The organism is Desulfovibrio subterraneus, assembly GCF_013340285.1.
In the GTDB taxonomy this organism is placed as follows: Bacteria; Desulfobacterota; Desulfovibrionia; order Desulfovibrionales; family Desulfovibrionaceae; genus Halodesulfovibrio; species Halodesulfovibrio subterraneus.
Window position 1 is genome coordinate 108,925 of record NZ_BLVO01000001.1, and the last position, 13,854, is coordinate 122,778.

Here is a 13,854-nt window from a genome sequence, read left to right on the forward strand (position 1 = left end):
CTATTCTTCACCTGGTGGCAGAGTGTTTGATTATCGCTCAAGTAGAAGCTGGTGGCAAGCTTTTGGTGCAAGCAACGAGCTCGGTTAACGACGTTGCATTTCGAAAGAGGTTCGTACTCGCTTGCGTATACGTTGTCTACCGCATCGACGCCAACTCCAAGGTCCGCTCCGAGCGTTGCGGCCGCCTGACAGCAGACGTGGCCATGAAGGCCATCGAAATCATGAACGCCAAGATCGACGGCACGTTCAAAGGCGCATTCGCCAAGCAGGATTCCGTTGCATACTGTGGCGACTGCCACGGCAAGGGCAAGGAATCTCCGCTGCTCAAGGGCAAGCAGGACTGCACCCCCTGTCATTCCGGAACCGATCACACCCAGAACAAATTCAAGAACCACCCCTAGCCTGCGCCCACAGGGCGGGGAGCGTTTCCTCCATACAGAAGGCCGCCCTTTCGGGCGGCCTTCTCTTGTTGCTGGCAAAGTCATTCTAAATTTGTTTTTGGCTCCGCCGGGCAGGAACCTAACGTTCCTGCACCTCGTATAAGCGATGTGAATCCGTTTTTAATCTCAGTCCCGGCTTAACGGAGTTCGCCTATTGAGAAACTAGGTTTGGTATCAACCTGATAAGCCCCTTAGAGGCACAACCGCATCTTGCCTTCGTGACAACAGCGGACTAGGGCTTCACGGCCTCACCGGGATACACCACCCTGCCGGAGCGGGAAGTATCGTACCCTTCAAGCTCTTCCGCTGCCTTGTGGAACTCCGGCTCATTGAGCAGGCCCAGGAAGAGCTGCACGGGCTTGTCGAAAAAATGTTCCTTGGGAATTATCAGGTCAAACCGCTCCCACTGCACAGGCACAAAACCCAGATCAAGACGCGCGGCAACCGTGCGGATGGCCATGCCCGTATCCGCCCTGCCTGCAAGCACCTCTATGCCCACGTCCATGTGCCTGCCCGCTTCATTCTCATAGCCCTTCACGGTGTGCGGATCGGCTCCCGCCTGCGTGAGCAGGGTATCAAACAGCAGGCGTGTTCCGGTACCAAGGGGGCGGTTCACCACAGTCAGTCGGCCCTGTGTGATATCGGCAGCGCCTGCAACGCTCCGGGGATTGCCCTTTGCCACAACGAAGCCCTGCTCGCGGTAACAGAAGTTCACCACGGCGGGCTTTTCATCAAGCTCCTGTGCCGCAGCGGCGAAGTTATATTCCCCCTCGGCATTTTCCATCAGGTGGCTTGTGGCAATATGGCACTGCCCGCGCCTGACAGCCTTGAGGCCGCCCAGACTGCCAAGATTGCAGAACGCAGCAAGATAATCGGAGTGGCGCTCCATGAACACCTTGAGCATCCTGTCGAGGAGTATGTCGTTGCTGCCTGCAACCACGAGCACCTCTCCCTCCACCGCTGCCGATTCCATGCGGCGCGGGTAATTCATGGTACGCGACTCGATCCACTGTTCCACCAGATGTGACGGAAACAGCCATTTGCCTGTGGCCTTGGTGGCGGGCAAGCCTTTTTCGGAAATGAGCGCGTATACCATTTTCTCGTTCACGCCGAGATATTTGGCTACTTCTTTGGTAGAAAGCAGATGCTTCATGACAGTCTCCTCTGCGGATTTCGTATTTCCCTTGTAGCGCGTCAGGGCATGACAAATCAATATGTTGCGCAAAACAGGGCAACCTGCCTGTATGCAGCACTCGCACATTCCGGCTTGCATCCTCGCGCAGTTTAGGGTAAGGCCATCTCCCCACTTGCATGAACACGCGGGACAACGTACCCTGTGTTCGTTGCAATACCACAACGGGCGTGCCATTTCTCAACATTCCTGCGCCCATCCTCTTATCCGGAAAATATAATGTATCCCAAAATAGCACTCATCGGACGCCCCAACGTAGGCAAATCCACCCTGTTCAACAGACTCATCCGCAGCAATCGCGCCATAACCCATGACCGTCCGGGCGTTACCCGCGACCGCATGGAAGGCACGGTCAAGCGCAACGGCCGCACGTGGACCGTCATTGATACCGGCGGCATCCATCTGGATGAGAACCACGACGCCACCGAAGGTCCCATCGAACTGCGCGGATTCGAGGCGGAAATCCTGCGCCAGACGCAGGAAGCCATGTCCGAATGCGTGGCGCTGTGCCTTGTGGTGGACGGCCGTGACGGCCTGCTGCCCTTTGACCGCCGCCTTGCCGATTACGTGCGCAGAAGCGGCCTGCCGGTACTGCTGGCTGTAAACAAGGTGGACGGCGGCGAGCTGGAAGACATGCTCACGGCTGAATTTCACGAGCTGGGCCTGCCCATGGTTGCCATGTCCGGCGAGCACGGCTTCAACATGCGCGGATTCGAGGAAGACCTGCAGAGCCTGCTGCCCCCCGAAGACGAGTGGGAAGCAAAGGAAGAAGAAGCGGGCCTCAAGATTGCCATGCTGGGACGCCCCAACGCGGGCAAGTCTTCGCTGGTGAACTCCATTACCGGCGGCAACCGCATGATCGTTTCCGACGTTGCAGGCACCACCCGCGACTCGGTGGACGTGACCTATTCCATAGACGGCAAGCGCTACACCTTTGTGGACACCGCAGGCGTGCGCCGCCGCTCGAAGATTGTCGACTCCGTCGAACGCTACAGCGTCAACTCTTCCATCAAGTCCAGCACCAAGGCCCACGTGACCGTGCTTGTTCTTGACGGGCAGGAAGGCCTGACCCAGCAGGACAAGCGCCTTATCGACCTGCTTGATGAGCGCAAGACCCCCTTCATGGTTGTGGTCAACAAAATTGACCTTGTGAAGCAGAACGAACTGGCCGCCGTGAAAAAGGTGTATAAGGACGCACTGAGCTACAGCTCGCATATTCCGATCCTGTATGTCTCCGCACTGACCAGAGCCAACCTCAAGCGTATTATCCCGCTTGCCGAGCAGATCTGGAGCGAGTGCCATGTGCGCGTGCCCACCGGCCTGCTCAACCGCACGCTGGAAGCCATTGTCACCAAACAGCAACCGCCCGTGGTGAACCGCGTGCGTCCCAAATTCTTCTACATGACGCAGGCAGAAACCAATCCGCCCACCTTCGTTTTCTTCGTGAACGATGCGGACAGGATGAAGGATGCCTACATCCGCTATATGGAACGTTCACTGCGCAAGATGTTCAAGATCGAACACGCCCCCGTGCGCGTGCGCTTCCGTTCCAGCCACACCAAGCGCGAAAAGAAGCGATAGCCGTCATACGCAATCAATGAAAAACCCCCGTCCGAGGTTATCCCGGACGGGGGTTTTATTTGTGTAAGGGAGAAGGTGCCGCTTATCCGGCAAAAAGTGGATACTATACCTGCGGCAGGCTACCCCAGCTTCACCCACGTAAGCTCATGCTTGTTGGCAGAAAGGTGCATCAGGCGGGAACCGGGAATGGCGGCAAAATCACGTACCGCAGTCATGTAATCATCACCCTGCAGCTTCACCGTGCAGACGAAGTTGCGGCATTCGCCGAACTCCATCCAGCGGCGGACCATCTCCAGAAGCCTGTCGGGGTAGCAAATAACGTCGGAGAACAGCCAGTCCACCTTACCCGCATGGCGCGGGTCCAGCGCAAAGGCACTGCCGCTGCACCAGTTGATGTTCGGGTTGCGGGCGATATGGTCAGCCAGCGGTGATTTGTCTATGCTGAACACCTTTGCCCCCAGCTCGGCAAGCACCCACGACCAGCCGCCGGGACAACTGCCAAGGTCAAGACACAGCTCACCGGGCTGCGGGCGCACTTCCAGAAGAGTGAACAGCTCCCACAGCTTCAGATAGGCACGGGTGGGCGGCACGTCCTTGTCTTCCACAAAAATCACTTCGCCGTCAGGGAAGGGACTGGAACAACGGGCGGATGCCACCACAAGATTCTCATCCCACAACGTCCACGAACCGAGCTGCCCCTCCGGCGGACGGGTGCCGAACGTCAGCGGCTTGGCGGAAACATGGGGCAGCTTGTCCTGTATGAGCTTGGCACGGCGATGGTGGTCCGCGCTATGCAGCCACCAGTTACGCTGAATGGCCTTGAGCTTGCGCGCAGCATCACCGATGGAGTCAATGGTGATCGCCTGCGGCTCGAGCCAGACATTCTGCGCCCAGACCACCTGCTGCGGTGCTCCCTCTGCCACGAACAGGCGGCCGCGCTGCGCAACCACGTTGGACAGCTCCTTGGCAAGATCTTCCTCATAGCCACGGGGAGCAAGATAGATAGTCGTATTCTCGAACTGCATGTCACCTTCCTTCATTCGCACAAACCGTGCAGTGGCGCTGTACCGCAGGATACGCCGATGCGCAAGGCAACGCCACATCGGGTTGCTCCCGGCTGTCGGCAGGAGAATCGGAAAACGGCAATTCCGCCAAATCATGATGGACGGATGCGACGACAAAAGTGTATGCTCACCCTACGCGATCAGGATTGCATTTCCCGCCCATCCCCTTCGCTTGCGCACATTTACGCCCCTGTCTCCGGAATGACGGTCGGGGGTATTTTTACGGGTGCAGCCGCCCGACTCTCCCGCTCAACCATATATCGACGGATGATAGTTCCATGCGCAGACCAGATGCCGCCATGATTCCTTCCATTGCCCTGTGCACAGCCATGATCCTCTGGGGCAGCTCCTACATCGCCATGAAGGTGGCCGTAACCGCCTATCACCCTATGGTTGTCATGGCCGGACGCCTCTTCCTCGGCAGCTGCACATTTGCTCTCGGGTGGCGCTATCTGCGCAACATACGCATCCGCCGTCAGGACTGGAAGCCGCTGCTGCTCATGGCGCTGTGCGAGCCCTGCATCTATTTTCTTCTGGAAGGCTATGCCATGCGCTACACCACCGCATCGCAGGCAGGCATGATTGTCTCGTCACTCCCCATTTTCGTGGCTCTCGGCGCTTTCTTCTTTCTTGGTGAACGGCTTTCCGCACGGGTATGGACAGGATTTTTCATTGCCATGGGCGGTGTCATATGGCTATCCCTCGGCAGCGTTGCCACGGAAACAGCCCCCAACCCCCTTCTCGGCAACACTCTGGAAGCCCTGGCCATGGCGTCCGCCTCGGTCTATGTGATCATTGCCAAACGCCTCTCAGCACACTACCCCCCTGTATTCATCACGGCTGCCCAGTGTTTTGCAGGAACAATCTTCTTTGTCCCCCTGCTGTTCATGCCTTTTACCGAGCTTCCCACGCATGTTGATATACCGGCCATAATCAGCACCGCCTATCTTGGCACGGTCATCACCATCGGCGCATACGGGCTGTATAATTACGGTGTCAGCAAGCTGCCCGCAGGGCAGGCCAGCGCATGGGGCAACCTCATTCCTGTTGCTGCGCTCATCATGGGGCATGTGTTTCTGAACGAATCACTCACCACCCCGCAGTACGCTGCTTCCGGCCTGGTTCTGGTCGGCGTTTACCTGAGCCAAAAGTAAGAATGTTGCACTTTTAAGCGGAGAGGTCAGATTTTTGTGTCTTATGGGTCGGTTTTCCGTGACAATAACACGCATAATGCGTTACGGTCAGACCAGTATGCCCTGAGTCCCTTTTGTACTTCGGGCCAGACCACGGAGATCGCGAATGCCCCATTTACATGCCGCCCTTCTCACCTCGCTCGCCGCAGATTCGCTGGCGCTTGGCGCGCACTGGGAATATGACCAGAAACGCATTGAAGATGCCCTCGGAAGGGTCACCACCCTTCTGCCCCCCAAACTGAGCAACCAGTTCCATCCCAACCGCGGGGAAGGTGATCTTTCCCATTATGGGGATCAGGTGCTGGTGCTCCTCGATTCCGTCACGGCCAACGGCCGCTTCGACCTCCATGCCTTCCGTGATGCGTGGCTTGCCCGCATGCAGAATTACGACGGCTATCTCGACCGCGCAACACGCGAAACCCTGCGCAATTTTGAAGAAGGCATGCCACCGGAAAGCTCCGGTGCGCAGTCTTCCGACTTTTCCGCAGCAGCCCGCATAGCCCCGCTGTTCACCGTATATCTGAACGACCTTGCCGGTCTTGTTGCCGCCGCCCGTGCCCAGACGCTGATGACGCACAATTCGGAGCTGGTTGCGGACGGTGCAGAGTTCTTTGCACGGGCAGTATACGCCATTCTCCACGGTGCCACCGTGCGTGAAGGGCTCGATTCGGCAGCCGAGGCCGGATACCGCCAGCTGCCCGCCGAAGACTGGCTCGCTTTCACCTACATGTCTGCGGACGAAGACGCCCGCATGGCCATTGCCCGGTTCGGACAGTCGTGCGGCATGAAGGGCGCCTTCCACGGCGTTGTGCACCTTGTCACCCACTACGAGGCAGAACCGCAGACCGCGCTGATTGAAAACGTTATGGCCGGAGGCGATTCCTGCGCACGCGGGCTTATGACCGGCCTTGTTCTCGGAGCCCGGCACGGAGAACTGGCTTGTGCGCCTGAATGGTGCAACGAGCTGAACTGTCTGCCAAGACTTAAAGAATATCTTAACAGGCTGCTCTAGCACGCCAGATGCAAACCGGAACCGGAGGCTCAGGCCTCCGGTTTTTCATTTGGCGGGTACCGGAAGCGCGGATAACCATATCGCGCTTTTCCATGCAAAACCCCCGTGACAGATCAGCAGGATTGGGTAAGAATTGATTTACGCGTGCAATTAACACGCGATACTTCAAAACGGATTGCATCATGTGGGACAAGGATACGGTACGTCGCTACGAAGAGTGGTTCGACACGCAGGAAGGCTCTTTTGCCCTGCGCGCTGAAAAACGCCTGCTGGAATATCTGGTTTCCGGCTGGCCCCGTCGCGGCCATTCGTTTCTTGAGGTGGGGTGCGGTCCCGGCATGATACTGGAGATGATGTACGAGACCGGGTTTGACGTAACCGGACTGGATGCATCACCGGCCATGCTTGCCGCCGCGCGCAAGCGAATGGGCACCCGCGCCGACCTGCATGTGGGTAACGCCGAGCACCTGCCCTTTGGTGACAACCAGTTCGACTACGTTGCGCTGCTTACCGTGCTGGAATTTGTGGAAGACCCCATGCGGGCGCTGGAAGAAGCCTTCCGGGTTGCCGCGCGCGGGGTTATCGTCACCATGCTCAACAAGTGGTCCTTCTACTACCTCTCCCACGGCATACGCTGCTGCGGCCATCATAGCGGCGTTCTGCGTGAAGCAACCTGGTACACGCCGGTACGTATGCGCTCCATGGTACGCAAGGCAGCGGGCAACAAGCCCTTCACCATGCGCTCGGTGCTGCCCGGTCCCTTTATCACCTGGAAGCACACCCTGCCGTGGCGCTTCGTCAATACGCTCCTGCTGCCCTATGGGCTCGGCTCGTACACGGGCATCAGGGTAGATTTGTGCGACATAGAAACTGTCACCCCGCTCATGGCCCGCACCAAGGCGGTTGCGCCCCCCAACCCCATCGCCAGCCCGTAAAAAAAGGCAGCCTGCCTGCGCCTGCTGCCCCTGTCACGTTTTCTTCCGCTTTCCTGCTAGGCCATATCGCCTTGTTCAAGCATGCTCAATGCCATGCGCAGTTCATCACCCAGCCGCCCCTTCACAGCGCTCTGCACGCCTTCGGTCGACGAGGTGAACTGGCGCTGACGTATGGAGTATACGTTGCGGATAAAGTCGGCTTCCTTGCTTTCATCAAAGCCGCCGGTTCTGCCGAATGCCTTTGCAAAGATACGTACCGCTCCCGTAGGACCATGATGGACGGCCGTTGAGAACAACACTTCCTGCAACGCCTGTGGCATGGAATCGATATTCATTGCCTTGCTGATGGCCCTGAAGGCAGGCGAAAAATGGTTGCTGTGCACAAACTTGTCCTGCAGGGCTTCAAAACGCTCAGGCTGGGTTTGTGCCACCTGTTTCCATGCAGCCGGCATATTGCCGAACCGGGAACCTGTGTTAGCCCGCCCCGCCTTTTTCAGTTGCGAGGCAATATCCGGCGCCTGACTGTCCAGATAGTTGATGAAGGCATCCATGGTGCCTGCGCGTGATGACAGCTGGTATTTGCCATACGAAGTGCCGCCGCGCCTGTCATACCCTATGGCTGAAATGCCGCCGTCCGAACCGGATTCGAACAGTGCAGCCAAAGCACCGGGCCTGAAAGGCTCGGCAGTCCTGTGTCCGACCCCCATCAGCTGCCCGTCTGTCACGTTACGGGTTGCGCGTGCCATATCAACATCCGGCGAAGCCTCCACCGACTGCGCAGACTGCATTTCGCGCAACGCAGCCGCCATTTCACCGTAGGGACCGGCTGCGCCGCCAGCCGCATCAGGAGGCGGGGCAACCGCCATGCGAATGGCGCTGCCTTCCGGGGCTGTCATGGTTCTGAACATGGACGCGAAGGGATTTGCCTCATCGCCAAGAACCTTGGTCAACGTAGCCAGAGCTTTGACGTTGGTCAGGTTCATGCTCCCGAACATGGCGCTATCCAGCGCCGACATGTCGTTGGGGTTCTTTCCTGAGCCTATGCCCAGAAAGTCCTGCACGGCATTGCCCTGCCCCATCTGGACCATGGGGTCGTTCAGCAGCTCGTCAAAGCGCGATCCGAGGACCTTATTGCTGGTTCCCAGACTGAACGGATTACCACCCGCCTGCCCCCCGTGTTGCTTGAGGCGGTCGATATAGCTGGTCACTTGACCCATGGCGAGTGGATTGATCTGCATCGGCTACTCCTTGCCTGTAACTAGCAAAGGAGATGCCGCACTCTTTTTATTCTTTCATAGCAGGCAGATACAAAGACGTACCATGCCCAGCCCATGTGTTACGTCAGTTTACCGACGCTTCCCATTGTTCCATCTATAATCCCGAAAGTTGAACTTATAATTTCAAGATCATTACACCTGATCTAGCACTAGAATTGAACTATACCCTATCGGTTTCCTTTTATTACAGCGTGTCACCGGGTACCTTTCTACCCAAAGCTGCCCGAACCGGCAAAACCATGGAGAGTGATTATGTTCGGCACCATGAAACTATCCGTAAAACTCTACTCCGGCTTTCTGGTTGTTCTGGTACTTCTCGCCATACTTGGTGCCACCGGATTCCTTGCCATTGAATCCGCTTCGGACGGCTTTTCAGACTACAGACGCAAAGCCCGCCAATCCAACCTCATAGGCCGCCTGCAAGCCAACATGCTCATGGTCCGCATGTCTGTGAAGGACTTCGTCCTTACCGGCAGTGAGGACAGCGCCAAGCAGTTCAGCGACAGATTCGCTGAAGTGGTCAACTTCATCCAGCAGGCAAAGCAGGATATCAACGACCCGGGCCGGCGCAAAATGGTGGAAGAAACGGAAGCACATGCTCATGATTACCAGAAAGCATTCGAGCAGGTGATAGAATTCCGCACCAAGCGCAATATGCATGTTGACAGGCTCAATGCCAACGGGCCGGTTATGGAACAAAAGCTGACTCAGATTTTCACTACGGCAGAACGCGACGGTGATCAGGCCGGTGCCTACAATGCAGGATTGGCCTTGAGAAATCTGCTGCTCACCAGACTGTATGTCATGAAATTTCTTGAGACCAATGCGCAGGCCGATGCAGACAGAGTGGTCTCGGAATTTACTTCGCTTCAAAAGGGGCTCGACTACCTGAACAGAACACAGCAGAATCCTGAACGCAAATCCCTGCTCAAGGATATCGGGCTGATAGAACAACAGTATATGACTGACTTCAAGACACTGACCTCTATCATTTTTGCCCGCAACGACCTGATGAAAAACACTCTGGACAAGCTTGGCCCAGACATCGCCACCACTACCGAAAACCTCAAGCTCTCCATTATCGAAGCTCAGGACAAAATCGGTCCGGCAGTTCAGTCCCGCAACGATCAAGCTGTTCTTGTCATCATTACAGCAGGTTCCGCAGCCGTTATCCTGGGCTTATTCATCGCCTTCATCCTTACCCGCAACGTCATGCGGCAAATCGGCTGCGATCCTTCCGAGATTGCAGAAATCTCCGACCAGCTCGCCGGCGGTAACATGGCCATTGCCTTCAGAGGCAATGCCGTCGGGGTATATGCGAGCATGAAGACAATGGTGAGCAAGCTCAGCACAATTGTAAGTGATGTTACCGCTGCCGCAGAAAACGTGGCTTCGGGCAGCGAGGAGCTTTCCGCATCATCGCAGAGCCTGTCGCAGGGAGCTACAGAACAGGCGGCAAGCATTGAAGAAGTTTCATCCTCCATGGAGGAGATGAGTTCCAACATCAGCCTGAATGCCGAAAACGCCCGCCAGACAGAGAGCCTTGCCACGCAGGCAGCACTGGATGCGCAGGAAGGCGGCAATGCGGTGGCCAAAACTGTGGAGGCCATGAAGCACATTGCCGAAAAGATTTCAATTGTTGAAGAAATAGCCCGACAGACCAACCTGCTGGCTCTGAACGCCGCCATCGAAGCCGCCCGTGCGGGCGAGCACGGCAAGGGTTTTGCCGTTGTGGCGGCGGAAGTGCGCAAGCTGGCAGAACGCAGCGGCACGGCTGCAGCAGAAATCAGCGAACTTTCATCCTCGAGCGTGGAGGTTGCCGAACGCGCCGGAACCATGCTGATGAAGCTTGTGCCGGATATCAAGAAAACCGCTGACCTCGTGCAGGAAATTGCCTCCGCTTCCAACGAGCAGAACGCAGGGGCGGAACAAATTAACAAAGCCATTCAGCAGCTTGATCAGGTTGTACAGCAAAACGCTTCCGCATCAGAGGAAATGTCGTCCACCTCTGAAGAACTGGCATCGCAGGCATCGCAACTGCAGGAATCCATGGGATTCTTCCGCATCTCAGACGCATCTCTCGGCAATCGTCGGCAGGTTAAAGCAGTAACGTCACGTTCTGCCATTCCCAAAAGCAAACCTGCCAAGCAGCTTGCTGCACCGCGAAAAACCGAAGCCCCCAAGGACACTGGCGAGGGATTCTCCCTTGCCATGGAAGATGACGACGCTTTTGAACGCTTCTAAGAACCTCCGCATCCCTCCGGCCGGTGAAAAGGTCGCCCTCGGGCGACCTTTTCTTTTGCTCACGCAGGGCAGCTTCACGTGTGCAGTTCCGTCTGCCCCGCAGGTCTTCTGAAAATCGTGCGTGGCTATCAGATATGCAGAACACAGAGGCTTGCCCCGCCCCCTGCTTCCACGTGCGAGATGAGGACCAACCTGTGCGTATGCGTGCTAGAGAGATGTCTTCACAGAGCGTGACATTACTGTAAACGGCACGGTTTCTTCCGGTAACTGCTTTCAATCACCAAGCAGCGATTTGCCTGTCCGGTAATAATTCTCCATTTCCGGCTGTGGAACCATGCTCCCGCCGGTGCACCAGATAATGTGAGCCGCATTTGGCATGTTCTCCACAAGCCCGCGTTCCTTCAACCAGTCCTGCGCACGAGATACTCTGGCAATTCCCGGTGCGCCAGCCAGCGCAGAGGGTTCCAGCCGCAGCCCTTCTGTATCTGCCATCAGCGCGAGGTAACGATACATGTTCTCATCCTGCACCGTAAACACCCCATCCAGCATGCCATGCATGGTCCGGCCAACAAAACCGGAAGGACGTCCGACGGCCAGCCCGTCTGCATCCGTAATATTATCAATACCAAAATCCTGTACACTCACACCGTCATGAAGTCCGGTGTACAGCCCGAGCAGCATGGCCGGTGAATGCGTGGGCTCGGCAAACAGGCAGTGTACTTGATCCTTGAAAATGAGCTTGAGGCCGAAAGCCACTCCACCAGGACCGCCGCCAACCCCGCAGGGCAGATAGACAACGAGGGGGTGTTCTGCGTCGACCACTATGCCCTGCTCATCAAGCTGCTGCTTCAGACGCTGGGCAGCCACTGCATACCCCAAGAACAAGTTCACGGAATTCTCGTCATCCACAAAGTAACAGGACGGATCGCCTGCGGATTGCTTGCGCCCTTCAGCCACGGCAAGGCTGTAGTCCGAGGCATACTCAACCACATTCACCCCCTTGGAGCGAAGCAGATCCTTTTTCCATTGCCGCGCATCCGCTGACATATGCACCGAAACGCGGAAGCCGAGCTGCGCACCCATGATACCGATGGAGAGCCCCAGATTGCCCGTGGAGCCCACCGCAATGGCGTACCGACTGAAGAAGGCACGGAATTCTTTGCTATCCAACCTGCTGTAGTCGTCGGTCAGGGTGAGAAGACCGGCACCAAGTGCAAGCTCTTCAGCGTGTTTGAGACCTTCGTAAATACCGCCCCGAGCCTTGATGGAACCTGATATAGGCAGATGGCTGTCGAGCTTGGCCAACAACCTTCCGGGCAAGCCCCTCGAAAAACGCTCAGAAAGTGTCCTCTGGAAGGCGGGAACATCTTGCAACGGGGACTCGATCAATCCGCCCGCATTTCGCGTCTCAGGAAAGACTTTTGCGATGTAGGGACGAAAGCGCTCCAGCCTTGCAGCAGCATCGGCTACGTCGCTGTCCGTCAATTCCATGCCCTGCATGGCCAGTTTAAATGGCACGGTTGCGGGATTGAACCAGCTCACTTCATTCAGGCTGACAAGATCCCGCAACAGCGGATTGTCTGCGAGCCATTCCTGAAGGGTTTTACCGCCTATGAGAGGGGTGCTCATACGATTTCCTTTTTAGGGGGGCAGTAGGGTGTAGAATTCTGATAAAGCTACCCCAAAGGAGTTGATGTTGGGAAGGGGGAGTGAGGGACGGGAGTGGGTTTGGGGTGAGCATGATCAGACTTTCACCGACTATATTAGGTTCTGACTAAAATTTCCCGTTGTTGCCTCTGGCAGGGAGAGCGGGGCCGCCAGCGCGCGGCCCCACGCATCGTTCCCCGAAGCATAAGGCCGATTGGAAGCGCTTCGCTTCCACGGCGGGACGAACTACACCCAACACCAGCTGGGGCGAGGCAGGGGGAGTCCAGAGGGGGCCTTGCTGAGGAGTGCCAGTGGCTGTCTGCGACGAAGGAGCAATACAGCCACCAATCTAGCGAGTAGCAGCTGTAAGCGAGGCACGAGCCATACAGATGCACGTTGCCAGACGGTACGCCCCGGCCGAGGCCCCTTCTGGTCCCGCGGAAGCTATAGCCGTCGGCGAGTCTGCGAGCCTTACGGATAAAGACAGCAGAGCGGCGGCAAAAGGGAACAGTAGATTGGACTTGATGGAGTCGGTGAACGCCTAACCAACCCAATACAGACCAAGGCTCAACCCTCCACATATGACATGATATGCAAGCAGTGTCCCCTCCCCGAATCACATGCCGATTGGAAGCGCTTCGCTTCCACGGCGAGAAGAACGACATTCAGCGACCAGCTGGGGCGAGGCAGGGGAGTCCAGAGGGGCCTTGCTGAGGGCGGGCACCGCCCGGTTGAGGCCCCTTCTGGTCCCGCTGAAGGCGAAACGGGCAAAACTAGCCAACACTTGATGTAGTCGGTGAAAACCCAACAAAGCCAGTACAGACCAAGGCCCAATTCATTGAAACTAAGACAGGATGATGGAAGACGGATGGAAGGAAGAAAAGGAAGGCTAACTGAAGGGATGTGATTTTACCCCTAAAACAGAAAAACTCCGGCCCTCATCGGTTACCGGAGTTTTTCGTTCAGGAAATAAGTCTTGGCGGCGGCCTACTTTCCTGTCTGACAGGAGTAGCCTGCCCCTTGCTGCGCTCGGGATCAGGCCTCGGCTGCGCGAGGGGCGCGGCCCCCGCTTGCCTCCCTGCCTTAACTTATGCCGGTTGCTGCTGCCAAAGCAGGCCGAGAGGCGCAAAAACAGAAAAACTCCGGCCCTCATCGGTACCGGAGTTTTTCGTTCTGGAAATAAGTCTTGGCGGCGGCCTACTTTCCCACCAGCTCCCTGGCAGTATCATCGGCGATGGCGGGCTTAACTTCCGAGTTCGGAATGGGATC

The 13,854-nt window shown here is 56.9% G+C and carries 10 protein-coding genes and 1 rRNA gene; 6 read left to right on the forward strand and 5 right to left on the reverse strand.

Annotated elements, in window-relative coordinates; translation table 11 throughout:
- The first annotated feature begins 62 nt into the window (after positions 1-62).
- Complete coding sequence (locus HUV30_RS00430) at positions 63-401, forward strand: hypothetical protein (RefSeq protein WP_174403433.1); 339 nt, start codon at positions 63-65, stop codon at positions 399-401.
- A 271-nt stretch (positions 402-672) separates the two neighbouring features.
- Here HUV30_RS00430 and HUV30_RS00435 read toward each other — a convergent pair whose 3' ends face one another.
- On the reverse strand, positions 673-1,593 hold the full coding sequence (locus HUV30_RS00435) for a substrate-binding domain-containing protein (RefSeq protein WP_174403434.1): 921 nt from the start codon (positions 1,591-1,593) through the stop codon (positions 673-675).
- A gap of 258 nt (positions 1,594-1,851) precedes the next feature.
- On the opposite strand from HUV30_RS00435, the gene der reads away from it, so the two are divergent.
- The gene (der, locus tag HUV30_RS00440) at positions 1,852-3,213 is read left to right on the forward strand and encodes a ribosome biogenesis GTPase Der (protein ID WP_174403435.1); all 1,362 of its coding nucleotides are present in this window, start codon (positions 1,852-1,854) and stop codon (positions 3,211-3,213) included.
- A 119-nt stretch (positions 3,214-3,332) separates the two neighbouring features.
- On the opposite strand, the gene HUV30_RS00445 is transcribed toward der, so the two are convergent.
- Positions 3,333-4,238 (reverse strand): SAM-dependent methyltransferase, encoded by a 906-nt coding sequence (locus tag HUV30_RS00445; RefSeq protein ID WP_174403436.1) that lies wholly within the window; start codon positions 4,236-4,238, stop codon positions 3,333-3,335.
- A 317-nt stretch (positions 4,239-4,555) separates the two neighbouring features.
- On the opposite strand from HUV30_RS00445, the gene HUV30_RS00450 reads away from it, so the two are divergent.
- The 3 genes from HUV30_RS00450 (at position 4,556) to HUV30_RS00460 (ending at position 7,417) form a co-directional block, all read left to right on the forward strand.
- A complete protein-coding gene (locus HUV30_RS00450; protein WP_174403437.1) occupies positions 4,556-5,431 on the forward strand; it encodes a DMT family transporter in 876 nt (291 codons plus the stop codon).
- A 145-nt stretch (positions 5,432-5,576) separates the two neighbouring features.
- Positions 5,577-6,482 (forward strand): ADP-ribosylglycohydrolase family protein, encoded by a 906-nt coding sequence (locus tag HUV30_RS00455; RefSeq protein ID WP_174403438.1) that lies wholly within the window; start codon positions 5,577-5,579, stop codon positions 6,480-6,482.
- 182 nt (positions 6,483-6,664) lie between these two features.
- The gene (locus HUV30_RS00460) at positions 6,665-7,417 is read left to right on the forward strand and encodes a class I SAM-dependent methyltransferase (RefSeq protein WP_174403439.1); all 753 of its coding nucleotides are present in this window, start codon (positions 6,665-6,667) and stop codon (positions 7,415-7,417) included.
- Between the two features lie 56 nt (positions 7,418-7,473).
- Here the strand turns inward: HUV30_RS00460 and HUV30_RS00465 are convergent, their stop codons facing one another.
- Positions 7,474-8,655, reverse strand: a complete 1,182-nt coding sequence (locus HUV30_RS00465) for a VgrG-related protein (protein WP_174403440.1) — start codon at positions 8,653-8,655, stop codon at positions 7,474-7,476.
- Between the two features lie 291 nt (positions 8,656-8,946).
- On the opposite strand from HUV30_RS00465, the gene HUV30_RS00470 reads away from it, so the two are divergent.
- Positions 8,947-10,938, forward strand: a complete 1,992-nt coding sequence (locus tag HUV30_RS00470) for a HAMP domain-containing methyl-accepting chemotaxis protein (RefSeq protein ID WP_243452021.1) — start codon at positions 8,947-8,949, stop codon at positions 10,936-10,938.
- Positions 10,939-11,211: 273 nt separating this feature from the next.
- Here the strand turns inward: HUV30_RS00470 and dsdA are convergent, their stop codons facing one another.
- Both dsdA and rrf read right to left on the reverse strand, forming a co-directional pair.
- The gene (dsdA, locus tag HUV30_RS00475; protein WP_174403441.1) at positions 11,212-12,567 is read right to left on the reverse strand and encodes a D-serine ammonia-lyase; all 1,356 of its coding nucleotides are present in this window, start codon (positions 12,565-12,567) and stop codon (positions 11,212-11,214) included.
- A 1,202-nt stretch (positions 12,568-13,769) separates the two neighbouring features.
- A 5S ribosomal RNA gene (rrf, locus tag HUV30_RS00480) occupies positions 13,770-13,854 on the reverse strand; the annotation flags it as partial.

What these genes read in the sequence shown, in the direction of transcription:
- HUV30_RS00435 (WP_174403434.1), bottom strand. Translation starts at nt 1,593, where the DNA reads ATGAAGCATCTGCTTTCTACCAAAGAAGTAGCCAAATATCTCGGCGTG.
- der (WP_174403435.1), top strand. Translation starts at nt 1,852, where the DNA reads ATGTATCCCAAAATAGCACTCATCGGACGCCCCAACGTAGGCAAATCC.
- HUV30_RS00445 (WP_174403436.1), bottom strand. Translation starts at nt 4,238, where the DNA reads ATGCAGTTCGAGAATACGACTATCTATCTTGCTCCCCGTGGCTATGAG.
- HUV30_RS00450 (WP_174403437.1), top strand. Translation starts at nt 4,556, where the DNA reads ATGCGCAGACCAGATGCCGCCATGATTCCTTCCATTGCCCTGTGCACA.
- HUV30_RS00455 (WP_174403438.1), top strand. Translation starts at nt 5,577, where the DNA reads ATGCCCCATTTACATGCCGCCCTTCTCACCTCGCTCGCCGCAGATTCG.
- HUV30_RS00460 (WP_174403439.1), top strand. Translation starts at nt 6,665, where the DNA reads ATGTGGGACAAGGATACGGTACGTCGCTACGAAGAGTGGTTCGACACG.
- HUV30_RS00465 (WP_174403440.1), bottom strand. Translation starts at nt 8,655, where the DNA reads ATGCAGATCAATCCACTCGCCATGGGTCAAGTGACCAGCTATATCGAC.
- HUV30_RS00470 (WP_243452021.1), top strand. Translation starts at nt 8,947, where the DNA reads ATGTTCGGCACCATGAAACTATCCGTAAAACTCTACTCCGGCTTTCTG.
- dsdA (WP_174403441.1), bottom strand. Translation starts at nt 12,567, where the DNA reads ATGAGCACCCCTCTCATAGGCGGTAAAACCCTTCAGGAATGGCTCGCA.